This is a genomic window from Kitasatospora sp. NPDC003701, from assembly GCF_053587085.1.
This window is the reverse complement of the sequence record NZ_JBSFNM010000026.1, coordinates 21,416-43,099: the sequence shown is the minus strand read 5'-3', so window position 1 is coordinate 43,099 and position 21,684 is coordinate 21,416. Positions and strand designations below refer to the sequence as shown.

At 71.9% G+C, this 21,684-nt stretch carries 29 protein-coding genes; 21 read left to right on the top strand and 8 right to left on the bottom strand.

The window, feature by feature from the left end; genetic code table 11:
- Positions 1-39 precede the first annotated feature (39 nt).
- The gene (locus tag ACWDRR_RS23885; RefSeq protein WP_449774227.1) at positions 40-855 is read left to right on the top strand and encodes a serine hydrolase; all 816 of its coding nucleotides are present in this window, start codon (positions 40-42) and stop codon (positions 853-855) included.
- Between the two features lie 29 nt (positions 856-884).
- Here the strand turns inward: ACWDRR_RS23885 and ACWDRR_RS23880 are convergent, their stop codons facing one another.
- Positions 885-1,523, bottom strand: a complete 639-nt coding sequence (locus ACWDRR_RS23880; RefSeq protein WP_449774226.1) for a hypothetical protein — start codon at positions 1,521-1,523, stop codon at positions 885-887.
- A 13-nt stretch (positions 1,524-1,536) separates the two neighbouring features.
- Here ACWDRR_RS23880 and ACWDRR_RS23875 point away from each other — a divergent pair, with 13 nt between their 5' ends.
- Positions 1,537-1,836 (top strand): hypothetical protein, encoded by a 300-nt coding sequence (locus ACWDRR_RS23875; protein ID WP_449774225.1) that lies wholly within the window; start codon positions 1,537-1,539, stop codon positions 1,834-1,836.
- 186 nt (positions 1,837-2,022) lie between these two features.
- Here ACWDRR_RS23875 and ACWDRR_RS23870 read toward each other — a convergent pair whose 3' ends face one another.
- From ACWDRR_RS23870 to ACWDRR_RS23855, 4 genes are all read right to left on the bottom strand, one after another.
- Positions 2,023-2,901 carry a hypothetical protein gene (locus ACWDRR_RS23870; protein ID WP_449774224.1) on the bottom strand — a complete coding sequence of 293 codons (879 nt, stop codon included), beginning with the start codon at positions 2,899-2,901 and terminating at the stop codon, positions 2,023-2,025.
- Positions 2,902-3,038: 137 nt separating this feature from the next.
- Positions 3,039-4,076 (bottom strand): TolB-like translocation protein, encoded by a 1,038-nt coding sequence (locus tag ACWDRR_RS23865; RefSeq protein ID WP_449774223.1) that lies wholly within the window; start codon positions 4,074-4,076, stop codon positions 3,039-3,041.
- Positions 4,073-5,512, bottom strand: a complete 1,440-nt coding sequence (locus ACWDRR_RS23860) for an MFS transporter (RefSeq protein WP_449774222.1) — start codon at positions 5,510-5,512, stop codon at positions 4,073-4,075. The genes ACWDRR_RS23865 and ACWDRR_RS23860 overlap by 4 nt, the downstream gene beginning before the upstream one ends.
- 5 nt (positions 5,513-5,517) lie before the next feature.
- On the bottom strand, positions 5,518-6,408 hold the full coding sequence (locus ACWDRR_RS23855) for an alkaline phosphatase family protein (RefSeq protein ID WP_449774221.1): 891 nt from the start codon (positions 6,406-6,408) through the stop codon (positions 5,518-5,520).
- 393 nt (positions 6,409-6,801) lie between these two features.
- Here ACWDRR_RS23855 and ACWDRR_RS23850 point away from each other — a divergent pair, with 393 nt between their 5' ends.
- The 4 genes from ACWDRR_RS23850 (at position 6,802) to ACWDRR_RS23835 (ending at position 10,644) form a co-directional block, all read left to right on the top strand.
- On the top strand, positions 6,802-7,761 hold the full coding sequence (locus ACWDRR_RS23850; RefSeq protein WP_449774220.1) for a cobalamin biosynthesis protein: 960 nt from the start codon (positions 6,802-6,804) through the stop codon (positions 7,759-7,761).
- Complete coding sequence (gene cobC / locus ACWDRR_RS23845; protein WP_449774219.1) at positions 7,758-8,816, top strand: Rv2231c family pyridoxal phosphate-dependent protein CobC; 1,059 nt, start codon at positions 7,758-7,760, stop codon at positions 8,814-8,816. The genes ACWDRR_RS23850 and cobC overlap by 4 nt, the downstream gene beginning before the upstream one ends.
- A gap of 120 nt (positions 8,817-8,936) precedes the next feature.
- Positions 8,937-9,587, top strand: coding sequence for a hypothetical protein (locus ACWDRR_RS23840; protein WP_449774218.1), 651 nt, complete (start codon positions 8,937-8,939; stop codon positions 9,585-9,587).
- 193 nt (positions 9,588-9,780) lie between these two features.
- Positions 9,781-10,644 carry a hypothetical protein gene (locus ACWDRR_RS23835; protein WP_449774217.1) on the top strand — a complete coding sequence of 288 codons (864 nt, stop codon included), beginning with the start codon at positions 9,781-9,783 and terminating at the stop codon, positions 10,642-10,644.
- Between the two features lie 288 nt (positions 10,645-10,932).
- Here ACWDRR_RS23835 and ACWDRR_RS23830 read toward each other — a convergent pair whose 3' ends face one another.
- Positions 10,933-11,130, bottom strand: a complete 198-nt coding sequence (locus ACWDRR_RS23830) for a DUF397 domain-containing protein (protein WP_449774216.1) — start codon at positions 11,128-11,130, stop codon at positions 10,933-10,935.
- Positions 11,131-11,390: 260 nt separating this feature from the next.
- On the opposite strand from ACWDRR_RS23830, the gene ACWDRR_RS23825 reads away from it, so the two are divergent.
- The 4 genes from ACWDRR_RS23825 to ACWDRR_RS23810 all read left to right on the top strand — a co-directional run bounded on the left by ACWDRR_RS23825 (position 11,391) and on the right by ACWDRR_RS23810 (position 13,605).
- Complete coding sequence (locus ACWDRR_RS23825; protein ID WP_449774215.1) at positions 11,391-12,620, top strand: helix-turn-helix domain-containing protein; 1,230 nt, start codon at positions 11,391-11,393, stop codon at positions 12,618-12,620.
- 101 nt (positions 12,621-12,721) lie between these two features.
- The gene (locus ACWDRR_RS23820) at positions 12,722-13,168 is read left to right on the top strand and encodes an ATP-binding protein (RefSeq protein WP_449774214.1); all 447 of its coding nucleotides are present in this window, start codon (positions 12,722-12,724) and stop codon (positions 13,166-13,168) included.
- 6 nt (positions 13,169-13,174) lie between these two features.
- Entirely contained in the window at positions 13,175-13,399 is a 225-nt protein-coding gene (locus tag ACWDRR_RS23815) for a hypothetical protein (RefSeq protein WP_449774213.1), read from the top strand.
- The gene (locus ACWDRR_RS23810) at positions 13,396-13,605 is read left to right on the top strand and encodes a hypothetical protein (protein WP_449774212.1); all 210 of its coding nucleotides are present in this window, start codon (positions 13,396-13,398) and stop codon (positions 13,603-13,605) included. The genes ACWDRR_RS23815 and ACWDRR_RS23810 overlap by 4 nt, the downstream gene beginning before the upstream one ends.
- On the opposite strand, the gene ACWDRR_RS23805 is transcribed toward ACWDRR_RS23810, so the two are convergent.
- Complete coding sequence (locus tag ACWDRR_RS23805; protein WP_449774211.1) at positions 13,606-14,397, bottom strand: MOSC domain-containing protein; 792 nt, start codon at positions 14,395-14,397, stop codon at positions 13,606-13,608.
- Positions 14,398-14,605: 208 nt separating this feature from the next.
- Between ACWDRR_RS23805 and ACWDRR_RS23800 the strand changes: the two genes are divergently transcribed.
- The 7 genes from ACWDRR_RS23800 (at position 14,606) to ACWDRR_RS23770 (ending at position 18,553) form a co-directional block, all read left to right on the top strand.
- Positions 14,606-14,848: a hypothetical protein gene (locus tag ACWDRR_RS23800; RefSeq protein WP_449774210.1), complete on the top strand. Its 243-nt coding sequence runs from the start codon at positions 14,606-14,608 to the stop codon at positions 14,846-14,848.
- Positions 14,820-15,350, top strand: coding sequence for a DUF6879 family protein (locus ACWDRR_RS23795; RefSeq protein ID WP_449774209.1), 531 nt, complete (start codon positions 14,820-14,822; stop codon positions 15,348-15,350). The genes ACWDRR_RS23800 and ACWDRR_RS23795 overlap by 29 nt, the downstream gene beginning before the upstream one ends.
- A 20-nt stretch (positions 15,351-15,370) precedes the next feature.
- Entirely contained in the window at positions 15,371-15,940 is a 570-nt protein-coding gene (locus tag ACWDRR_RS23790; protein WP_449774208.1) for a Scr1 family TA system antitoxin-like transcriptional regulator, read from the top strand.
- Positions 15,941-16,168: 228 nt separating this feature from the next.
- Complete coding sequence (locus ACWDRR_RS23785) at positions 16,169-16,585, top strand: hypothetical protein (RefSeq protein WP_449774207.1); 417 nt, start codon at positions 16,169-16,171, stop codon at positions 16,583-16,585.
- The gene (locus ACWDRR_RS23780; RefSeq protein ID WP_449774282.1) at positions 16,585-17,238 is read left to right on the top strand and encodes a hypothetical protein; all 654 of its coding nucleotides are present in this window, start codon (positions 16,585-16,587) and stop codon (positions 17,236-17,238) included. The genes ACWDRR_RS23785 and ACWDRR_RS23780 overlap by 1 nt, the downstream gene beginning before the upstream one ends.
- Positions 17,202-18,047, top strand: a complete 846-nt coding sequence (locus ACWDRR_RS23775; protein WP_449774206.1) for a protein kinase domain-containing protein — start codon at positions 17,202-17,204, stop codon at positions 18,045-18,047. The genes ACWDRR_RS23780 and ACWDRR_RS23775 overlap by 37 nt, the downstream gene beginning before the upstream one ends.
- On the top strand, positions 18,044-18,553 hold the full coding sequence (locus ACWDRR_RS23770) for a GNAT family N-acetyltransferase (RefSeq protein WP_449774205.1): 510 nt from the start codon (positions 18,044-18,046) through the stop codon (positions 18,551-18,553). Before ACWDRR_RS23775 ends, ACWDRR_RS23770 begins: the two co-directional genes overlap by 4 nt.
- Positions 18,554-18,630: 77 nt before the next feature.
- Here the strand turns inward: ACWDRR_RS23770 and ACWDRR_RS23765 are convergent, their stop codons facing one another.
- On the bottom strand, positions 18,631-19,164 hold the full coding sequence (locus ACWDRR_RS23765; protein WP_449774204.1) for a hypothetical protein: 534 nt from the start codon (positions 19,162-19,164) through the stop codon (positions 18,631-18,633).
- Between ACWDRR_RS23765 and ACWDRR_RS23760 the strand changes: the two genes are divergently transcribed.
- The 4 genes from ACWDRR_RS23760 (at position 19,072) to ACWDRR_RS23745 (ending at position 21,569) form a co-directional block, all read left to right on the top strand.
- Positions 19,072-19,446: a DUF6879 family protein gene (locus ACWDRR_RS23760; protein ID WP_449774203.1), complete on the top strand. Its 375-nt coding sequence runs from the start codon at positions 19,072-19,074 to the stop codon at positions 19,444-19,446. The genes ACWDRR_RS23765 and ACWDRR_RS23760 overlap by 93 nt on opposite strands.
- A gap of 470 nt (positions 19,447-19,916) precedes the next feature.
- Complete coding sequence (locus ACWDRR_RS23755) at positions 19,917-20,228, top strand: hypothetical protein (RefSeq protein ID WP_449774202.1); 312 nt, start codon at positions 19,917-19,919, stop codon at positions 20,226-20,228.
- The gene (locus tag ACWDRR_RS23750) at positions 20,155-20,682 is read left to right on the top strand and encodes a DUF6879 family protein (RefSeq protein ID WP_449774201.1); all 528 of its coding nucleotides are present in this window, start codon (positions 20,155-20,157) and stop codon (positions 20,680-20,682) included. The genes ACWDRR_RS23755 and ACWDRR_RS23750 overlap by 74 nt, the downstream gene beginning before the upstream one ends.
- A gap of 38 nt (positions 20,683-20,720) precedes the next feature.
- Positions 20,721-21,569 (top strand): helix-turn-helix domain-containing protein, encoded by an 849-nt coding sequence (locus tag ACWDRR_RS23745; RefSeq protein ID WP_449774200.1) that lies wholly within the window; start codon positions 20,721-20,723, stop codon positions 21,567-21,569.
- Positions 21,570-21,684 lie beyond the last annotated feature (115 nt).

The window sequence follows — 21,684 nt, the reverse complement described above, 5'->3', positions numbered from 1 at the left end:
GGGTAGACGACTGACAAACACCGTCGCCGTGAGGAATGGATGGCCCCGATGGTCGATTCCGGTTCAGTGCGCGCCGCCGTCGAGGCACAGGTCGAGGCGTTCGCAGCGGGCGGCGCCGGCGCGGGAGTCCGCAGCGTCCTGGTGAAGACTCTCGGCGGACCACAGCTCACCGTCGCGCACGGCGCGGACCAGGTGCTGCCCGCCGCGAGCCTGGCCAAGATGATCCTGGGCGTCGCACTGTTCGAGGCCGGACAGCGGGGCGACGTCGACCCGGACGCACGCGTCCGGGTCGGCGACCTGCCGGGCACCATGTACCCGAGCATCCTCCAGGCCCTGGATGCTGCATCGACCCTCACCGTACGGGAGTTGTGCGGCCTCTCGTTGGTAACCAGCGACAACCCGGCAGCCGAGTACGTCCGCGGCATCCTGGGGCAGGAGCGGATCGACGCGACGATCAAGGACCTGCGATTGGACTCGACGGCCTTCCCGGCCGGCTTCTCCGAACGGGAGCTCGGGCCCCTGGGGCGGGCGAACACCACGACCGCGAAGGACACACTGCGACTGATCGAACACATCGAGCGGACCCCCCACCTGGAGCCGCTGCGGCGGTACCTGGTCAACTACCTCCGCAACGATCGGATTCCGTCCCGCCTCGACGACGATCTCCCGGTGCGGCACAAGACCGGCAGTCTCCGGGGCGTGGTGAACGACGCCGGGGTCGTCCTCCACCCGACCGCGCCCGTCGCCCTGGTATTCCTGACGGACGGTCAGTCGGATAACGTTCGCACAGCGCAGGAGATCGGGGAGGTCTCCGAGCGGATTGTCCGGATCATCGCAGAAGCGGCGGCGCGCTGACGCCGCCCGCGGGGGTGCGCGTGGCTGCGTCACGGGAACGACAACTGCGCAAGATTCTGGTGCTGGTCAACGTCCTGGCCCTGTCCATGGGTCTGGCATGCGTCGTGGCCGCATCCCTGCTGACACACCAGCAGGTCGTGGCGACCGTGCTGAGCCTCATCGGTGGTGCCTTCGTGTCGGCCGCGGTGGTGACCCTGGCCATCGGGTCGCTCACCGTGCGCGAGACCACCGAGCAGGTCGACAGCGCGGTACTTCGCGGCATGCAGGATGTCCTCGGCCCGGTACGCGATCCGCTCTTCGCGGGCGCGTTGTCGGCCTACCGCTACGACTGCCTGCTCGCGCCCCCGCCACCGGGTGACACCCACCCCGACTACCTGTACCAGAGCTTCCGGATCTCCTACCGGATCGAGACGCTCCCCAAAACGGTGAGCATCGCGTGCCTCTCCTCCAACGACGACGGCTGCCTGGACCGATTCACCGGCCCGGAAGTCCTGCTGCGCTGGATGATCGACGACAACCTCGACCCGGACGACCCCGCGATCTTCGCGATCGGAGCTGTCCGGGTGGACACCAGGGACTTGGAGCGCAAACCACCGACCCACGAAGCCGTCACCGGTGGAACGGCCAGGATCGACCACTTCTCGGTGCCCCACGACGCCCAGGGTCACCACCGGCCACCTGGTGGAGCTGAGCGTCACGGCGCGGAAGTACGTCGGCAACGACCGCCGTGTGCGCATCCAGGCGCAGATCTTCCGCCACGTCACCGACGCCGAGTACCGGCTCACCATCGATCCCGCGATCAGGCCGACCCGCCTGGGCGTCAACGCGTCGGAGATCAGCTCGCTCGGTGCTGCCCACGGCGCCAGCGTCCGGGCCACCTTCCCCGCCCCGTTCAGCAACCTGGCCGGCCTCGTCCAGCTCCCCTTCCCTCTCCAGCCCGGGAGCGTCATGGCGTTCACCATCGATCGCGAGGTGCCCTAAGAGCGGCAGCGCGGAAGCGGTACGACCCGGTCACTCCACGGAGGACGAAGTGGAGGTGCGAACCGCGGAGGAGGACGGCGCGGCCCTCCGTCGTCCCAAGCCTCACCGGTCGGCCCACCTCGGCATGCACAGGAAGTCGGCCCGTCCGACTTCCTGTGCCGCACCACCCGCGCCGGGCCGGTGCCGTCAGCCGGTGGCGCGGACGTAGATGTCCGCGGCGCCGGGGAGGCCGCCGGAGGTGGCGGCGACGTAGATGCGGCGGCCCGAGGTGGCGCGGGTGGGCTCCGGGGCCGGGGTCGGGGTGACCGTCGGGGTCGGGGTGGGCGCGGGGGGTTCGACCTCGGGCCCGGTGCCGGACCGGAGGCCGCCCGGGGCCGCCTCCTCGGCGGGCCCGGCGGCGTCGGCGGCGTCGGCGGGCTCGGTCGGGTCCGACGGCGTCGGTGAACACGAAGGGGACGGGGACACCTCGACGGCCGGCTCGGGCGGTCCGGCGTCCGTGGCCGGCGGCGTCGGCGTCGCGTCCGAAGGGGTGGGCGTCGGGGTGGGCGCAGGGGTGGGCGTCGGAGTGCCGTGCGGATCGGGGAGCTCCGGGGCCTCGGCCGGCTCGTCACCGCCGAGGGCCGCCGCCAGGTCGGGCGGCAGCGGCGCGCTGGGGCCGGGGGCGGGCAGGTCGTAGGTGCGCAGGAAGTCGCCCAGCCCGACGTCCTGGCCGCCGCCGAGCCGGTAGTGCAGATAGGCGACCGGTACGCCGTCCGCCGTGCGCGTGTACACCGCGCCCACCGGTACGTAGTAGCGCCCGGCGCCCGGGTGCTGGGACGGGTGGAGGCCGGCCAGCAGCTCGGCTCGGTCGCGGTCGGTCTCGATCGCGCCCCGCCCCAGCGTGAGCGCGTTGACTCCCCGGACCAGCAGCGCCGCCGAGACCGCCACGAAGAGCACCAGCCCCATGGCGATCGTGCGCCGCAGCACCGGGCGGCCGTGCAGGGCCGGCCAGGAGTCGCTCGACATCCGCTCCGCCGGCAGTCCGCCGCCCCCGTGTTCCCGGCCCGGCCGCCCCGCTTCGTTCACCGCTGTCGCTCCCCCGTCCCGGTCGGTGCGGCCCGCACGCCGACCTCGCCGGTCGGGCCCGGCCGCGCCGCTCGCGCTCCTCGCACTCTCGACGTGGACCCTACGCCCGAAGTTCCGAGTGGGACCAACCAGCCCGATCAGCCCAGATAGGCCGGTGCCACCGCGGCTTCGAGCACCCGCTCGGCCAGGCCGCCGCCGTCCGCCGGGACGGTCCACAGATCGGCCCCGAAGTCGCCGGGGAGCGCGTAGAGCAGGGTCGCGTCGTCGACCCAGACCGCCTGGTCGTCGACGCTGCGCTGCTCGGCGGTAACCGTCTCGGTCATGGTGGCGAGGTCGAGCACGTAGAGCCGCCAGGGCGCGTCCTCGGACAGGCCGGGGACGCGCTTCTTGTACGCGATGCGGGTGCCGTCCGGGGAGAGCGAGGGGCACTCGACGTTCTGGTGCAGCGTGGTGAGGGTGCGGGCGGTGAGGTCGCCGCGGACGAGGTAGGTCTGACCGCCGGTGGCCACGGTGGCGTAGAAGGTGGTGTCGTCGGCGAAGGTCACGCCCCAGATGTTGACGTCGGGCGCCTGGTACGGCTTGCCGTCCTTGATCACGGCGAAGGTCTCCAGGTTGTCCCGGAGGTTCCAGTCGCGAACGTCGACGATCGAGGTGCGGGTGGAGAAGTTGGTGCCCGCGTAGGAGTCGCCGCTGACGAAGACCGTCCAGGCGGCGAGGTGGCCCGAGGGCGAGACCCGGGAGCGGGTCGGGATGCCGGCGGCGGGGAAGGAGCGCAGCTCGCGCAGCCGGTCGTCGAGCACGACGGCGTGGTACGTGTCCTGCAGCGCGCCGCGCTCGGCCTGCAGGCAGATGCCGGTGCCGGCGGCCGCGTAGAAGCGCAGGCACTGCACGCCGGAGGCGGTGCGCGGGCCGTCCGGCTGGCCGGCCGGCACGGTGACGAGCTCGTCGCGGTGCGGGCCCCAGGCCATGTTGCGGAACACCAGCCGGCGCCCGCCGGCCGGCGGCTGGAGCGACACCGGGCCGGGGGTGACGACCGGGCCGCCGGGCTGCGCCTGGTCCTTGCGGGCCGACTGGTCGGACGCGTACAGCACGGCGCCGGTGCCGACCGAGCCGAGCAGCAGGACGGCGACCAGCAGGATCAGCACCCTGGTCCGGCCTTGGAGCGGTTGGGTCACGAGGGCACCTCGGAGTCGGAGTCGCGGGCGGGGTCGGAAGCGGCCGGGCCGGGAGAGGCGGGGTCGGGAGAGGCGGGGCCGGAAGCGGCCGGGCCGGGGGAGGCGGGGGCGGCGGACGCCCCGGGGGCCTCGCGGAGCACGAAGGCGGCCGCCAGCACGCAGCCGGCCAGTGCCGCCGCGGACCAGCCGAGCGCGGCGGTGCCGCCCACCGCGCTCCACAGCGCGCCGAAGGCGAGCGAGCAGCCGAACCGGGCGAGCGCCTGTCCGGTGCCGACCAGGGCCAGTCCGGCGCCGCGCTGCTCGGCCGGGACGGCGTCGGCCGCCGCGGCCGCCAGCACGCCGTCCGTCGAGGCGTAGAACGCCCCGTGCAGCGCCAGCACGCAGACCGCCGCCGGCAGCCCGCCCAGCGGCGAGAGCAGCAGCCCGTACGCCAGCAGCAGGGCGCCGTGGCCGGCCAGGAAGAGCCGGCGGCGGCCGATCCGGTCGGCGAGCGCGCCCAGCGGGACGGCGAGCAGCAGGAAGGCCGCGGCGGTGCCGAGCGGCAGCAGCGGGAAGAGGTCGGTGGCGAGGCCGAGCCGGCGCTGCACCAGCAGGAAGAGGAACGAGTCGCTGACGGTGGTCAGGCCGAGCAGCACCGCGCAGAGCGCCAGCCGGCGCAGCCCGGGCAGCCGCAGCAGGGCGAGGCCGTCGCGCAGCCGGGGGGCGGTGGCCGGCGCGGCGTCGCCCGGCTGCCGGTTCGGCACGAAGAGCAGCAGGACCAGCACGCCCAGCACCGCGACGCAGGCGCTGACGGTGAAGACCGCGTCGTAGCCGTGCCGGTCGCCGCCGTCGGCGAGCAGCGGGCCGCCGGCCAGCCGGAGCACCAGGAAGGCGGCGAGCGGCCCGATCAGCGCGCCGGCCGTGTCCATCGCCCGGTGGACGCCGAACGCCCGGCCCCGGTGCTCGGGTTCGGTGGCGAGCGAGATCATCGCGTCCCTCGGCGCGGTCCGCAGCCCCTTGCCGGTGCGGTCGACGGCGAGCACCGCGCCGATCAGCGGCACGGTGTGGACCAGCAGCAGCAGCGGCTTGCAGAGCGCCGACAGCCCGTACCCGACCACCGCGACGGCCTTGTGCCGGGACGCGCCGTCCGCGCCGCGCCGGTCGGCGAGGTGGCCGCCGGCCAGCCGGACGAGCGCGCTGAACCCGTTCTGGATGCCGTCCAGCAGGCCGAAGCCGAGCGGGGAAAGGCCGAGCCCGGTGAGCAGGTAGAGCGGCAGTACCGCGCTGACCATCTCGGAGGAGATGTCGGTCACCAGGCTGACGGTGCCGAGCGCCAGCACGGTGCCGGGCACGGCGGCCGCCCTCCGGCCGCGCCCGCCGCCGGGCGGCAGGGGCCCCTGCCCCGGCCGGGGGGCCGGGGCAGGGGCCTTGGAGCTGCGGGATTCCGCGACGTACACCGGCGTCAGTTCCAGATGCCGGTGATGGTGGCGGCGGAGGCGGCGTTGCCCGCGTGGGTGGTCAGCCCGGCGAGGTCCTCCAGCGTGCGCAGCACGTTGTAGTGGTTGTAGGTGGTGGCGGTGGTGGAGCCCGGCGTGACGTGCTCGCCGTAGAACACGGTCGGGATCCGGTTGCCGGAGAGGCGGTTGTCCTCGTCGAAGGTGACGACCAGGATGCTGTTGTGGGTCTTGGCCCAGGTCGCGTAGGCGCCGAGCTTGTTCTTGACCCAGGTGTCGCCGGTGGACACCGAGCAGTCGTGCATGTCGTTGCAGAGGTCCGGCACGACGAAGGACACCTTGGGCAGGGTCGTGTAGTCGGTCGGGAACTGCGTGAAGGTGTACGCGGTGTTGGTCGGCACGTTCTTGAAGCCGAACCACGGGTTGTGCTTCTGGGCGTACTTGCCGCTGCTGCAGACCGTCGAACCCTGGCTCGGCAGGCCCTCGTTGTAGCTGCCCCAGGTCTTGCCGGCGGCGATCAGCTCGGAGCCGAGGTTGGCGGCGGTGAGCGAGCCGACCGGCACGCAGCTGTCGTCGGTACGACCCTGCGCGCTGCCGGAGAACAGCTGGTAGTAGTTGGGCTCGCTGGGGTGGGTGAGCCCGAAGGACTGGGTCAGCGTGGCGCCGCCCGCCTTGAGGGTGTTGTTGATGTACGGCGCGCTGGAGCTGCCGACCACCTGCGAGTACGCGTGGTTCTCCAGGACGACGACGACCACGTGGTCGGGCGTCGGGAGGGCGGCGGCCTGCGCGGTGCCGGTGGCCGCCCAGAGGCCGAGCGAGCCGGCGACCAGGCCGAGCCCGGCGCCGAGGGCGGTCAGGGTGCGGCGGGGGCTGCTCGGGCGGAGTCGTGCGAAGGGCATGGTGTCCTCCGTGCGTCGGGAATCCGGGGTTCGGCAGGAACCGCCGGGGTGGGGCCGTGCGGGGTGGAGCCGTGCGGGGTGGAGCTGTGCCGGGGTGGAGCTGTGCCGGGGTGGAGCCGTGCCGGGGCCGGTACTGCCGGATGGGCGGTGCCGGGTTCGGAGCGCCGCAAACAGTAGGAGCGCGGCGGTGGCGTGTACGGCACAAGGAAGGTGAAGAACAGGCGAACAGCCTCCGGCGGCCCGCGGCGGAGGTCACAGCGGCCCCGATTGACCCGTCCGACGCGGTCATGGTGGGATTTCGTGGGCCGTCGAGCGGCCGCCGCACCGCCGCCGGCGAGCACCGGGCGGCCATCGGGCGGCCCAGGGGCGGCCACCGGGTGAAGGGAACGCGACGTGATCGGGCTGCTGGCCCTCGATGCGGCGGGCCGTCTGCTCGCCGGGGAGCTGCACGCGCTGTGGCCGGACAGCAGCACGGTCTTCCGGGCGGCGGACGACGGCGAGAGCCCGGGCGAACTCCTGGAGCGCGCGCTGGGCAACTGCCGGCAGCTGGTCTGTTGCGCTCCCGTCCCTTCGATCGTACGACTGCTGCTCGACCGCTCCCCCGCCGGTCGGGAGCGGCCCGGTGGGCTCGATGACGCCGGCGGGCCCGGTGGCGCCGGCGGGCCCGATGGCTCCGGCGGGCCCGGTGTCGTCTGTGTCGACCCGGCGCGGCGCTTCGCCGTGTCGCTGACCGGCCCCGGCACCGGAGCGGACGAGCTGGCGGACGAGGTGTCCGCCCTGCTCGACACCACCTGCCCGGTGCGCCCCGACGGCCCCGCCGTCGGCGCCCCCGTCGTCGACACCCCCGTCGTCGGCGCCCTCGTCGTCGGCGTCGGCCTGCGCGAGGCGGCGGCCCTGCCCGACGTGGCACGGCTGATCCGCCGGGCCCTGCGGGAGGCCGGACCGGCCGGCGGCTCCGTCGTCCGGCTCGCGACCCTCACCGGCAAGGGCGACCACCCCGCCGTCCGTCACGCCGCCGCCCTGCTGGGCGTCCCGGTGGACGAGCACACGGCCGAGGAGCTCTCGGCCGTCGCCGTCCCGAACCCGTCCGCCACCGTCGGCGCGGCGGTCGGCACCCTGAGCGTGGCGGAGGCCGCCGCCCTGGCGAGCGCGCCGGGCGGCGAACTCGTGATCCCCAAGCAGAAGTCGGCGACGGTGACGGTGGCGGTCGCCCGGCCGGCGGTGACCGGCCGGCTCGCGGTCGTCGGCCTCGGGGACGGCCTCGCGTACGCGCCGCCGCCCTCCGACCGCTACGCACTCGTCCGCATCCCCGGGCCGCCCCTACTTGTCGATGCCGATGGAGACCACTCGTGACCACCCCCGACCATGACCTTCGCCACCACGGTGACGCGGAGGTGCGCGCCGACGGGGCCGGCCTGGTCGACCTCGCCGTCAACGTCCGCACCGGCACACCGCCGCAGTGGCTGCGCGAGCACCTCGCGGCGACGCTCGGCGACCTCGCCGCGTACCCCGACGGGACGGCCGCCCGCGCCGCCGTCGCCGCCCGGCACGGCCGGCCGGTGGCGGAGGTGCTGCTCACCTCGGGCGCGGCGGAGGCGTTCGTCCTGCTGGCCCGTGTCCTGACGCCAAGTCACATCATTGTGGTGCACCCCCAGTTCACCGAGCCCGAGGCCGCGCTGCGGGACGCCGGGCACGCCGTGCGACGGGTGCTGCTCACGCCCGCGGACGGCTTCCGGCTGGGCGCGGTACCGGAGGAGGCGGACCTCGTCGTCCTCGGCAACCCCACCAACCCGACCTCCGTCCTGCACCCGGCCGCCGCCGTCGCGGCCCTCGCGCGCCCGGGCCGCACCCTGGTGATCGACGAGGCGTTCATGGACACCGTGCCCGGCGAGACCGAATCCCTGGCCGCCGTACGGGAGCTGCCCGGTCAGGTGGTCGTCCTGCGCAGCCTCACCAAGACCTGGGGCCTGGCCGGCCTGCGGATCGGCTACGTCCTCGGCCCGGCCGCCCTGATCGCCGCCCTCGGCGCCGCCCAGCCGCTCTGGCCGGTCTCCACCCCGGCCCTGGCCGCCGCCGAGGCGTGCAGCGCGCCCGAGGCCCTCGCCGAGGCCGAGCAGGCCGCCCAGGACCTCGCCGTCCACCGCGACCACCTGCTGAAGGGCCTCGCCGCCTTCCCCGCCGTCCGGGTGCACGGCGAACCGGCCGCCTCCTTCGTCCTCGTCGAGCTGCCGGACGCGGCCGCCGTCCGCGCCCGGCTGCGTGAGCACGGCTTCGCCGTCCGGCGCGGCGACACCTTCCCCGGGCTGGGGCCGGACTGGCTGCGCATCGCCGTCCGGGACCCCGCGACGACGGACCGCTTCCTGGCCGCGCTGGACGCGGTGCTGGGCGCGGGTCCGCACCCCTCCTGAGCTGACACCTGAACCCCTGGGACAGGACCGGGACATTTCAAGCACCACCCGGTGATCAAGCCGGACCTAACGTGGAGGCAGACAACGATCCCCCCTCGACAGACGGAAGTTGGGTCCTCCATGCGCTCGCGAATCGCCCTCGCCGCTCTCGCCGTCACCGCCCTCGCGGCCACCGCCACCGCCTGCGGCCCGGAGAACAGCGACGCGCCGGCCACCGCGGGCGGCGCCCCGACCACCGCTGCCCCGACCGCCGCCCCGACGACCGCTCCCCCGGCTGCCGCGCCGACCTCCGCCGCGCCCGCCGCGCCGAGCAAGTCCGCGAAGCCCTCGGCCTCCACGCCCGCCCCGGGCGCGGGCGACAAGACCGGCTACGGCCAGGCCTGCGGCGCCAACGACCTCACCTTCAGCGCCAAGATGGAGAGCCAGGCCGGCGGCTACATCCAGATCTCCGTCAAGGCCAAGGCGGGCATCACCTGCGTCCTGCCCGGCCAGCACCCCGTCATCGCCTTCGGCTCGGGCGGCATCGAGGCCACCAACGCCGAGCAGGCCGCCGGCGCGCCGATCACCCTCAGCGGCTCCACCGTCGCCTACGCGGGGATCAACCCGAAGAGCACCAACACCAACCAGGTCATCGAGTTCAAGGACGTCATCATCGCCATCGGCCAGGGGGACCCGAACCCGGCAAGCATTCCCGTCGGCACCGTCAAGGTCGACAAGCCGGTCGTCACCAACTGGCACACCAGCGCCAAGGATGCCGTTCCCGGCATCTGAAATTGATGATTGACGGTCGGTCAAAAGCATTGTTCCGACCACCTGGAGCGCATTCACGACCGTTTGTCGAATTCCTCCGCCGCCGAACCATGTCTGTGCTACGTTCCGAATTCCCAACAGAACACCCAGACATAGGTGACCCCGGCGGTGCAGCAACACCCCGGGGCCCGGCAACAGGAGCGAACACCTCCCGATGCGCGTCCATCGTAGCGCCCACGCGCGCCATTTCACCGTGCTGCCCAACGGTCTGCTCCAGGACCGTCGGCTCAGCTACACCGCCCGAGGCCTGCTCGCCGACCTGCTCTCCCGCCCCGACGGGCGGCGCGAGGACGGCCGGCAGATGGCCGACGCCAGCCCGCAGGGGCGCGGCGCCGTCCGGCGGGCCCTGAAGGAGCTGACGGAGGCCGGGTACTACCGGGTCGAGACCGTCCGCCTGCCCGACGGCACGCTCCGCAGCGAGACCCACGTCTACGACACCCCGTACACGCGGCCGAGTACCACCCGTCCGGAACCCGGTGAGCCGAACTCCGGGCGCGCTGACACCCCTTCCGTAAAGGAACCGGGGAAAGCACCCGCCCTCCCGCCTCCTCCCGAACCACCCGACGAGCAGACCCGGGCGGCCGTGGCGACACTCTTCCAGGTGCTCCGCCCGGAGCCGCGTCTGCGCCTCGGCGAGGCAGAGGCACTCGGACTGGCGCCGCTGGTCGCCCAGTGGCTGCACCGCGGCTGCACGGCGGACGACCTCGCCCGGGCGCTGCTCCCCGGCCTGCCGGCCCGGTTGCACTCCCCCGTCGCCGTCCTCCACAGCCGCCTCACCCGCAAACTGCCACCGGTGCCGGAGGAACGACCGCGCCCGGCCGCCCGGTACACGGAGTGCCCCGGGTGCCACGATCCGGTCCCGCGAGCGGGCCTCTGCCGCCCCTGCGCGGGCGTCGCCCCGCGGCCACCGGTCTCCGACCCCCGGGTCGCTCTCACGGGCGCCACCCGGGTCCGCGAGGCCCTCCAGGCGGCCCGGACGGCCCTCCGGCCGCTCGGCGGGCCGGCACCGGCGGGGTAGCCGGACCGGGCGGACCTCCCCCGCGCAGGGGAGGCGGATCACGCCCGGGCCCGATCCCGGGGCGTCGAGGCCCCGAACCCGCCGGCTACCCGAGGCCGTACGCCCCCTCGCTCGCCGCCTTCGTCGCCCACCTGGGCAGGGCCCTGGTCGGCGACGGCAACCCGCGCGGCACCCCGTTCGCGGGGCACTGCGCACGGGTTGTGGACGGCGGCCTGGTGAGGGAGCAGTGAGCGCTACGGCCCGGGAGCAACCCCGGTCCCGGCTCCCCGCCGAGACCGGGGCACGACCTCAGGCGATGTCGCCGCCCTTGACGCCGTCGATCAGACCGCGCCACGCCTCCGCGGTGAACCGGAGGCAGGCGCCCTCCCTGTCCTTGGAGTCGCGGACGGCGATGCCGAGTTCCGTACGCGCGACCTCGACGCAGTTGCCGCCGTTCTCGCCGCTGTAGCTGGATGTGGCCCATGACGGGGCGTCGATCCCAAACACACGGTCTTGCGAGTCATCCTGCATGGCAGCTCCTCAACTCCTTGCTCGATCGCATCCGGAGGCACCACCAGCGCGATTCGCCGAACAGCGCGATCACGAATGGTCACAGCGGCCACGAAACGCACCAGGCCTCCCCTCCCTCCCACCGAAACTGCACGAACCGGTGGTCCGACTCCCAACCACTGTGCCCCCACCACCCAGGGCGGATACCTTTCCCCCGAGGGACACCCTCGGACCCGGTTCGGTATGGGGAGGCTGCAGTGCTCGACGAGCAGGAGACCATCGGAAAGCGGATCCGGCGCGCCCGCCTGCGGCTCGGCATGCCGCAGGCGGATCTGGCAGCCGCAGTCGGCCGGACCCAGGGCTGGGTCTCGAAGGTCGAGGCCGGGCGGATCGAGCTCGATCGGGCCGGGGTCATCAATCAGCTGGCCGCCGCGCTGCATTGCCACCCGAACGACCTGATCGAGCGCCCGTACATCGCGGAGAACTCCTCGGAGAACCAGTGGCAGATCTCCGCAGCGGCGATTCTGCGCGAGTTGCGCCGCTACGACCTCGCGCCGGTGTTCGACGGCCCCCCACGCGCCTCCCGTGATCTGTGGCGGGAGACGGAGCGGCTGCACCGACTCCGGGACGAGGCGGCGAGTACCGCCATCCTGGGCATGCTGCCGGACCTGCTGCGGGAGTCGCGGGCGCTCGCGGAGGTGTCCACCGGGCACGAGCGGGAGGAGGCGTTCTCCCTCTACGCCGTCTGCTGCAAGTTCGCGCACACCGCCGCCCACGCACTCGGGCATCCCGAACTCGTCGCCATGGCCTGCGAACGGGCCTCCTGGGCCGCCGCCCGGTCCGGCGACGCCGTACTCCCTGCCGTGGCCGACTGGATGCGGGTCTGGGACATGTGGGCCACGGCCGACTGGTCCGACGCGATCGCACTGTCGGACAAAGCCCTGCGGTCGATCGAGGAGCCGAACCAGGAGGGCGACCCGCTGGCCGTCCGGGCGTGGGGAAGCCTGCAGCTTCGGGCGGCGGTCTCGGCTGCCCGGGCGGGTGACGGGCAGCAGGTCGAGGACCGCATCGCGGAGGCCCGACGGGCGGCGCAGCGCATGGAGCCGGTCGGGAGGACGACTTTCGACCGGCACTCTCTGACGTTCTCCCCGGGAAACGTGCAGATCCACGCCGTGTCCGTGCAGTTGGAGATGGGGGACCACGCCAAGGCGTTGCTGCTGAACGAGCGGGCCGACCCGCAGCACGTCTCGGCGCTTCCCAAGTCCCGGCGAGGTCATCACCACATGGACTTGGCGCGGGCCTGGCTGTGGGACGGCAACCGCGACCGGGCCCTCGCGGAATTGGAGTCGGCCGAGCGGATCGCCCCTCAGCTCGTCCGCAACCACCCGATCGCCCGGGCCGCTCTCCGAAAGATCGTCTACGCCGAACGCGCCACCACCCGTGAGAGGTTGCGCCGCATGTCGGACCGCTTCCGCCTGGACGGGTAGGCCGTATTCCACCCATTCATATTCGCCTGTAGTCGCTCGCCTACTGTCTGTTGTCGAGGCCGGTGGGCTCCTCCCGCCGACGCGAGGGCGAAGGGCCGACCGTGACCGTCTTCAGCAGACCGATCCTCCACACGTTCGAAAGCGCCCTCACGGAGCACGACTCCTCCGTGCGGACCGCGCGCCACCAGGTCCGCCATCAACTCTCCGCGTGGGGGTGGGGCGGCGACCGCGTGGACGACCTGGTGCTCATCACCTCCGAGCTGGTCACCAACGCGGTCGTCCACGCCTGCCACGGAAGCGGCGAAGTCCGTCTCTATCTCCAGGAGTTCGCGGGCGACTGCCGGCTCGAAGTCTGGGATCCGCGCTTCGACCTGCCGCTCCGGGACCGACGCCCCCGCCGCTTCAGCGAGGGCGGCCGGGGGATCGAGCTCGTCCGCGAGCTCGCGTTCGACTTCGGCGTGGTCATACGGCGTGGCACGGGCAAGCGCGTCTGGGTGCGCGTCCTGCTCGACGACCATCAGAACCCGTACGCACCGCACCGGAGTTGAGCACCGATGGAATCCCGTCCGGGCCGGCACGCCCGCCGGCAGCGCGAGCAGGCCAGGGCGGCCGTCGCCGAGCTGACCGACGCCCTGGCCGCCGCGAACATCGTCCTGCCCTCGGCCGGCGTGGACAGCCCCTCCCTCTTCACCGGTGAGGTACTGGTGGAACTCGGCCGCGCCCGGCCCGACGTCGTCGTCCGGCTCGCCGCACTCATCCGCCGGGGGACGGAGCGGTGAACCGGCCGACGCCCCTCGAAGCCGCCGCCACCGCCCTCGTGCTCGTCGCAAGCATCGCACTCGCCTCCGGTGCGGCCGCGCTGGTCGGCCCCGACCAGCGCGGCACCGCCGGCGTCGTCTGGTGGACGACCCTCGCGGCCTCGTTCCTCCGGGGCCTCAGGTGGTCCGAGACCGCCCTCGACCGGCGCCGGACACCGCCGCGGTGATCAGCACAGCTCGACCGCGTCCCCCACCCTCACCGCTCCCGGCTCCACCACCTGCGCGTACACGCCCGCGCAGGGCAGCGCCGCCATCCCCTCCACCGGCACCAGCCGGTTCTGCACGGCGAGGACCTTCAGGGCCGCCGTGCTGCGCGGCAGTTCGCCGTGGGCGAGGGTGGGGACGGCGCAGCGAGGAGTGGGGACGAGGATCCGCAGCCGGAGATCCGGGCCGATCCGCACCTCGCGGCCCACCCAGGCGTTCTCGACGTAGCCGTCGCCCTCGGTGCGGACCACCAGGTTGGGGCGGTAGCGCTCGGCCTCGGCCGGTACGGCGTCCAGGGTCGAGGTGGTCACCAGGTGCAGCGGGGCGAAGTCGAAGAACGTCCCGGCGGGCGCGGCCCGGCCGATCTCGCTCTCCGTGATGGCGACCTCCTCCTCGATCCCGTGCACCAACACCTCGTCCGGCACCGCCCGTTCGACGATCGCACCGGGCGGACGCTCGCCGACCAGGCGGACCTTGCGGCCCAGGAGTTCGGACAACGCGCTTTCGTCCACCTCCCGGCCGTCCGGCCCGGTGATCACGACGCCGCCGGAGTCCAGCACGGCCGTGAACCCGAGCATCCCCGCCCAGAGCCGCGGGTTCTTCGCACTCGCCACCCGCCCGCTCCCGGCGTCGAGCAACCCCATCACCCGGTCGCCGTCCAGCCCACGCTCGGTCACGGCGGCCTCGCCCAACTCCTCCCCCAGCATCGACTTCACCGGGTACCGCCGAAGCCGCTCCACCGTCCCGATCCTCATGCCGCCGCCTCCGCCCATGCCCGCAGTTCCGCAAAGTCTCCCCCACTCAGACCGAGTCCGGGGTCAATGCGCAACGTCAGCCCCGCCCCTGGGTGGTGGGCCGCCGGGAACAGCGGGGAAACGTCTGACAAGTGCCCGGACAAGGCAGAAGAATGAGATCCGACCAGGCATGCAACCGAACGCAACGTGCCCGACACGGGAGGCTCAGATGCCACTACGGTTCATTGCGAAGGATGAGAAGTCGGGCGACCACGGCTCTCCCACCGTGTGGGTGGACCCGGAGACCAGGGACTTCATCATCCAGGGGTGGAAGATCGACCCGGAAACGACGGCGGACTGCCTCACCCACGGCGCGATCCCGGACCACGAAGCCGTGGTCCGCATCCCGGCCCGCATGGCGAAGGTCCTCAAGGAGGCGTTGAATGTCGCAGAGCTTGACCAACTTCGCTGAGCTCTTGCGATCGGCAAAGGAATCAGCCGTCCACCTGGAACTCCGTGACGTCTACTCCATCGAGAACGAGGACGAAGGGTTCCGTGCGTGGCGGGCCGGCCACCGGCTCGACCCCACCGACCGCTCCTCGTGGTGGCGGCCATGGCTCGACCTCGTCCAGGAGGTCACCGCCAACGGCGTATCCGTCAAGCGGGCCAGGATCGTCTCCGAGCCCGTCAGCGAGTACATCCGGTACGAGCACTCGTTCACGTTCACCAATGTGGCCGGTGGTGAGAAGGTTCGTTGGCTGCCCCGCCGCAGCGCTTCTGATCTTCTGCTCCCCGGAAACGACTTCTGGCTGTTCGACGGCCAGGTTGTCCAGTTCAACATCTTTGACGGCGAGGGCCGGTGGGTGCACACGGACCAGAGCGAAGATCTCGCTGTGGCACGGTTGTGCGCTACCGCCTTCGACGCCGTGTGGGAGCGCGGAATCCCTCACGAGGCGTTCAGCGTCGCCGAGTAGCCACCACAGCCGACCGGTTCATGCCCTCTTCACCGCTCTCCACCGCCCAAGCCGCGCGGAAGGCGCTCGCCGATCAGCTCGACCGGATCAGGCGGGACGCCGGGCTGACAGGGCTCGAACTGGCCTCGCTGTGCGGGTGGCACAAGTCGAAGTCATCCCGCATTGCCCGTGGCCTGACCGTTCCCTCGGACGGCGACATCCGTGCGTGGTGCACGGCCTGCGGGGTTCCGGAGCAGGCCACGGACCTGGTCGCGGCGTCACGTACTGCCGAGTCGATGTACACACAATGGCGCGACCTCCACCGCGACGGCATGGAGCGCGTGCACCAGAGGACGCTGGTCGCTTCGCGGCCCAACGTCTCCGTAGGGATCATTCCGTTTCGAGCCCGTCGAACCGTTTGGCCTCTCGAAGCCTTCTATGCGTTCGACGAGAGCCTCGTGGCTGTCGAAACGCTGACCGCCGAGATCAACGTCACCACTCCCGGCGAGATCGGGACATACCTGCGCGCCTTCCACGAACTGGCCAAGATCGCCGTTCACGGAGCCGAAGCCAGAAGCCGGATCGCCAAGGCGCGCAGCACTCTCAGGTGAATCTGTGCAACCGCGTGCAACTTCGTGGCACCGTCCGTAACCCACTCCCTACGGTCTGAATCACACCCCGCCGCCTCGGCGGGAGAACAGAACGACGGCGGGACGCAACCCACAGGCATGTACCGCGAAGTCGTGCCGGCTCGGTTTCCGCCGGGCCGGGCCCGCACCACCCCTGCACTGCTGCTCGTCCACGCCTGGCGAGCGGAGCCAACCTGATCGGAGAAGCCCGTGAGCACCACCACCATCAAGCACGGCCCCGAGCTGACCGAGCTGGGCAAGTTCTTCACGATCGCCGCACGTCGGATCGACGCGGGCGAGGCTGCACCGGAGATGTTCTCCGCCGCGGTCGACGCCGCGTGGCACCGACTCGTCGCCGACCCGGCCGCGCACGTCGCCTTCGCGGTCGAGCACGCCGGCCGCACGCTGGGCCACGTCGAGAGCGCGGGCGTCGGCTTCATCTCCTGGGTGAGCGCGTACGAGGAGGCGTACGGCCCGCTGGCGGACATCTGGTTCACCGACGCCGGGGGTGCGGTCAACACCGCGGCTCTGGCCCGCTACCGCGCGTCGGGTGAGGTCTGGGCGGAGTGGGACTGCTCGCCCGTGCCGGGCGACGGAGACCTGGTGCCGGCGAAGACCACCCTGTGATCACCGCACGATCCGACGGAGCGCCCCGGCCGACAGCCGGGGCGCTCCGCCTCACCGCGGCCCGATCGGAGCAGCCGACCGGCATTGACGTGGACGACTACCTCGCGGCACTGCACGAGCACTGCCCCTTCCTCCGACCGTCCACGACGCGCGGAATGACCGGGTGGACGGTCTACGAGATCGCGCCCGGTGCGCACCGCTACGCGGTCGAAGCGGAGTTGTTCCTTGCGGGCGTGCAGGCCGCGGAGTGGATTCGCCCGCTGATGGCCCGGCCGCACGGTCTGCTGACATGCGAGAACGTGGTGCTCGTCGGGCAGTGCGCGGACGCCGACCACCGCGAGCTACTGGCCTGGCCGCACTGGGCACTGAAGAACCTGTACGGTCCCGTCGGCGTGATGTTCGGCAAGTTCGCCGAAGGCGCTGCCGAGACCAGCCAGACCGGGCACGACATCCCGCCGGCACCCTTCTCGTTCCTGCCGGTACGAGCGGCTGTCCGACCCTTGGACCCGAGGTTCCTGGCGGACACACCCGATCTCGCCGCCGCGGTGGCCAAGGCCGTGGACGACGGCCGCGAGGTGTTCGAGCACATCCCTTGCGAGTGGAAGGCAGTTCGGGAATGGGCGAGTTCAATGCTGCGGCCGCCGAGGCCTTGAAGGTCGCGGAGGCCGTCTGCGGGCCGGTGGATCTGGAGGAGATCAGCAATCGGCGGGGCTCGGCGGTCTGGAGGGCGACCGGACCTCGGGGCGTGGCGGGCATCAAACTCGGCACCGGCGACGCCGCCGAGGTCACCGCGCGGGAAGCCTCCGTGCTGGACCAACTCCCCGGCTACACCGTGACCGCCGGCCGCTTCGACCATGGCGTCTGGTACGTCACCCCGTGGTTGGCCGGACCGTCCACGTGGGAGGTCTTCCGCCCCACGCGCAAGGGCGGTGACGGGCGGCCCCGGGCTCTTGCCGCAGCGGTCGGTCTGTGTCGCGCCGTCGCCGCCCTTCACGCCGACGGATGGGTGCACGGAGACCTCCAGCCCCAGCACGGTGTCCACGGGGAGGACGGGACGGTGCGGCTCCTCGACTTCGCCTGGTCCCGGCAGCTCGGCATCACTCCGTGGGTGACGTTCGACGGCACGATGGTGCATCTCACCGCCCCCGAGCTGGCCGGCCGGATCATCACCGGCCCCCAACCGGTCGACACGACACAGGCTGCGGACGTCTACGCCCTCGCGGGCACTCTGTGGACCTGTGTCACGGGTACGTGGCCACTCGACTACGAGGCTGCCGGACTCGGCCGGGGCACGAGCGTGGAGAAGCTGCGCAAGGCCATCGCCACCAGGTCCGTCCCGCTGTCCGCCGTGACACCCTGGCCGTCGCTCCAGGCCCGGCTGCGGTACGTCCTGCTGGCCGACGCCGACGACAGGCCGACCGCCGCCGAGTTGGCCGGCCTCATGGAAGCGGCGGCCGCATGATCGAACTGCGGGAGCTGGCCTCGGACGACGCCATCGCCCTTCGGAACATCTACGGTCCGGAATCGACCAGATTCCTCGGGCGGGGCGCGATGGACGCTGCCGAAGCCCGGAGTTGCACACGTGACGCGGTGGCCGCCGCCGGACAATTGCCGCGCACGCTCTACACGTTGGGCCTCACTCGGAAGGGCGACCTGCTCGGGGTCGTCAAGCTCCGCCTCGACCGCCCGGCCGCCACCGTCAGCTACATCCTGCGCGCGGACGTCTGGGGCCGGGGCTACGCCACCGAAGGGGTCCGCAGGATCCTCGCCCTGGGCTTCGACCACCTCGGGCTGCCCGTGGTCCATGCCAAGCACCACCCGGACAACCCGACCTCGGGTCGGGTCCTCACGAAGGCCGGATTCACGCCGACAGGTCGGGTCTCCGGCTTCGAGACCTACCTCGCCCGGCCGCGACAGCCACTTCGACCAGATGGCACACCGTCACCTCACCAGAGCGATCGCCCATAAGGCAAGGCGGCGGCCTCGCCCAGCTCCTCCCCCGCCGTGCACCGGGTACCGCCGAAGCCGCTCCACCGTCCCGACCCTCATGCCACCGCCTCCGCCCATGCCCGCAGTACGGTGAAGTCTCGCTCACCCAGGCCGAGTTTGGGATCGATCCGCAGGGTCAGCGCCGGCCCGGGGTGGTGGGCCGCTATCCACTCGGTGTCCTGCGGCTTCAGCTCGTCGTCCACCCAGACGAACGGACGCCCGGCGGCCCAGGCGACCAGGTTCCTGGTCTTCCAGTGCAGGCCGTCCGGATCCTCCTGGTGCAGCTCCGGCCAGTGGATGACCGGGAGCCGCGGCAGCCCGAGCAACGGCCCGATGAAGGTGTTCGCCTCGTCCATCCACGTGGTGGCCCACACCAGCTCGTACCGCAGCGCCAACAGCTCGGGCCCGTGCTGCGGGTTGATCCAGATCCGCAACGGCCGCACGCGCTCGGCGGACTTCTGCGGAAAGCGGGCGACCCAGCAGTCGGGCTTCACCCGGTGCGTGCCGTACCCGTGCGGCCGCCGGTGCCGCTTGGCGGCATAGGGATTCAACGGACCGTCGACATCGAGCAGGAGCAGCGGCAGCGTCATACCGGGCATCCTCGCCGGGAAGCCCGCTCCGGGACCAGGGATTTCTCCCGCCCGGCGGGCCAGCAGGTCCGTTGGCTCCCTCGGATGCAGGCGTCCGATCTCGCCCTGCCAGGAAACGACTTCTGGCTCCTGGGCGGCCGCCTTGTGCGTTTCGGACACTTCTCCGGCGACGGCGCATACCTGGGAGCGACGTTCACCGACGATCCGACCGTGGCGGCACTTTGCAACGCTGCCTTCGAAGCGGCGTGGGAGCGCGCCACGCAGCACGAGTATGAGGCCTGAGAGAGTTCCATCGCGCTTGACGGGTGAATCCCGGAGCTCCCCGGCGGGCGGACGCCTCCTGCCTCGCAATCCTGATGCCCGAGGATCTCGGCGGTAGTGGGGCGTCCGCCGCATCTTCCTCAGCCTGGCCGTGTCGGACACACAGCGTCGCCGAACAGTCGCCGTCACCAGCTGGTTCACGTCCTCCTCGCAGCTCTCCAGCGCCCGAGCGGCACCGAGTCCGATCGTCGTTCGGCCCGACCGGATCGGTGCCGAACCGCGGTGCTGGGCCACACACGACCACCCATGCGTAGATACGACCCCGGAACCCGAATCTTCGAGGACGAACAGGGGCTCCTTCGCGCGCCTGGGTGCCTGCATCACCCCCTGGTCCGAGTTCGCGCAATTCCGTGCAAGCAGGGTTGTGCTTCTCGTGCTCAGGCCCGACCGTGGTGCACGACCCTGCAACTCCACAGACGTTGGAGATCGTCATGGCACTTGGCTTCGTGGGAATCGACCCCAACACCGGCGGCGGCGGTTCGCCCACCGTGTGGATCGAGGACGAGGCGGCGGAGATCATCGTGCAGAGCTGGACCGCCGATGACGCGCTTCGCGCAAGGATCGCAGGGACTGAGTGGGTTCCCGGACATACGCTCGGGATCCCCGCTCACGAGTCCGTGATCCGTATCCCGGAGCGCATGGTCCCGATCTTGAAGGAGGCAATCGAACGTGTCGAACGTGCCCGACTTCGCCGCGCTGTTGAGGAGTGCCCGGCGGACCGCAGTTCATCTGGAGATGCGTGACGCCTACGCCGTGGGCGACGAGGCCGAGGAGATCGACCGGTTCGCCCGAACCGGCGAAATCGAGCTCGACCCCGAAGCATCCTGGTGGCCCGAGTGGTTGGGACTCGTCCGCGAGACGGTCGGCCGTGGTGTGGTCATGCGGCGCGCCCGGATCGTCTCCGAGCCGGTGACCGACTACATCCGCTGGGAACACGCGGTCACCCCGATGAACTTGGCGGCCGGCGAACTGGTCCGGTGGCTCCCCAGAAGCCGGGCGTCCGACATCGCTCTGCCGGGCAACGACTTCTGGCTCATCGACGACCAGCTGGTGCTGTTCCACTTCTTCACGGGGTACGGCGACTGGGCCGACCCGGGGTTCGCGTTCTCCGAGGACCCGGCGACGGTACGTCTCGTCTCCTCCGCATTCGAAGCCGTCTGGAGGCGCGGCACCCCGCACGACAGCTACAGCGCCTGACCTGTACCCCACCCTGCTAGCACCGGACTGCCAGACTGATGCCCACGTCTCCGTCATCGAGCGCGCAAGCGGCGCGCCTTGCCCTGGCCAACCGACTCGTCGGTCTCCGCAAGGATGCCGGACTGACGGGCAAACAGCTGGCATCCCGGTGCGGCTGGAACCCCTCGAAGGTGTCCAGGATCCAGAGTGCGCGCACCCCTCCCTCCGACTCCGACATCCGTGTATGGTGCGCCGCGTGCGCGGCTACCGATCAGGCGGATGATCTGATCGCCACATCGAGAGCGGTCGAGTCGATGTACCTGGAGTGGCGCAGGCTGCACAGCGCCGGGATGCGCAAGGTGCAAGAGGACTTCTACGTCCTGCACGAGCAGGCGGAGCTCTGCCGCTCGTACGTGTCCAACGTCGTGCCCGGGTTCCTTCAGACGCCCGAGTACGCAACCGCGTTGATGCGGTCCATCACAGGATTCCAGGGGACCCCCGACGACGTGACCGAAGCGGTTGCCGCTCGGGTGGCGCGGGGCCGGTTCCTGCACGAGGGCAGGCACCGGTTCGCGGTACTGATGGAGGAGTGGGTACTTCGCTCCCGGATCGGGGACGCCGCGACAATGGCCGGGCAACTCGGTCACCTGCTTGCGGTGATGCCATTGGCATCGTTGTCGCTGGGCGTCATTCCATTCACCGCGCAGCGCAGCATGTGGCCGCTCGAAGCGTTCTACCTGTACGACGATCGGCACGCTGTGGTGGAGACACTGACGGCCGAGGTGAACGTCACTCAGCCCCGCGAGGTCGTTGACTACATCCGGGCGTTCGCCGAGTTGCAACGGCTCGCTGTCCACGGTGCCCAGGCGCGTGCACTGATCACGTCTGCAATAGCCGCTCTAGGGTGAATTCGTGCAAGCCCGCGCAACGTGCTCGCGACCGGTTCCGACCGTGGAAGCCCGCGTTCTCGACGCCCCGACCGAGGGGCACATCGGGACCCTGATCGTCACGGCCAGGGCTCCG

Excerpts from the sequence above, each read along its gene's own strand:
- ACWDRR_RS23885 (WP_449774227.1), top strand. The coding sequence starts at position 40 with ATGGCCCCGATGGTCGATTCCGGTTCAGTGCGCGCCGCCGTCGAGGCA.
- ACWDRR_RS23855 (WP_449774221.1), bottom strand. The coding sequence starts at position 6,408 with ATGCCCTTCGCACGACTCCGCCCGAGCAGCCCCCGCCGCACCCTGACC.
- ACWDRR_RS23840 (WP_449774218.1), top strand. The coding sequence starts at position 8,937 with ATGCGCTCGCGAATCGCCCTCGCCGCTCTCGCCGTCACCGCCCTCGCG.
- ACWDRR_RS23835 (WP_449774217.1), top strand. The coding sequence starts at position 9,781 with ATGCGCGTCCATCGTAGCGCCCACGCGCGCCATTTCACCGTGCTGCCC.
- ACWDRR_RS23815 (WP_449774213.1), top strand. The coding sequence starts at position 13,175 with ATGGAATCCCGTCCGGGCCGGCACGCCCGCCGGCAGCGCGAGCAGGCC.
- ACWDRR_RS23805 (WP_449774211.1), bottom strand. The coding sequence starts at position 14,397 with ATGAGGATCGGGACGGTGGAGCGGCTTCGGCGGTACCCGGTGAAGTCG.
- ACWDRR_RS23800 (WP_449774210.1), top strand. The coding sequence starts at position 14,606 with ATGCCACTACGGTTCATTGCGAAGGATGAGAAGTCGGGCGACCACGGC.
- ACWDRR_RS23795 (WP_449774209.1), top strand. The coding sequence starts at position 14,820 with ATGTCGCAGAGCTTGACCAACTTCGCTGAGCTCTTGCGATCGGCAAAG.
- ACWDRR_RS23790 (WP_449774208.1), top strand. The coding sequence starts at position 15,371 with ATGCCCTCTTCACCGCTCTCCACCGCCCAAGCCGCGCGGAAGGCGCTC.
- ACWDRR_RS23775 (WP_449774206.1), top strand. The coding sequence starts at position 17,202 with ATGGGCGAGTTCAATGCTGCGGCCGCCGAGGCCTTGAAGGTCGCGGAG.
- ACWDRR_RS23770 (WP_449774205.1), top strand. The coding sequence starts at position 18,044 with ATGATCGAACTGCGGGAGCTGGCCTCGGACGACGCCATCGCCCTTCGG.
- ACWDRR_RS23765 (WP_449774204.1), bottom strand. The coding sequence starts at position 19,164 with ATGACGCTGCCGCTGCTCCTGCTCGATGTCGACGGTCCGTTGAATCCC.
- ACWDRR_RS23755 (WP_449774202.1), top strand. The coding sequence starts at position 19,917 with ATGGCACTTGGCTTCGTGGGAATCGACCCCAACACCGGCGGCGGCGGT.
- ACWDRR_RS23745 (WP_449774200.1), top strand. The coding sequence starts at position 20,721 with ATGCCCACGTCTCCGTCATCGAGCGCGCAAGCGGCGCGCCTTGCCCTG.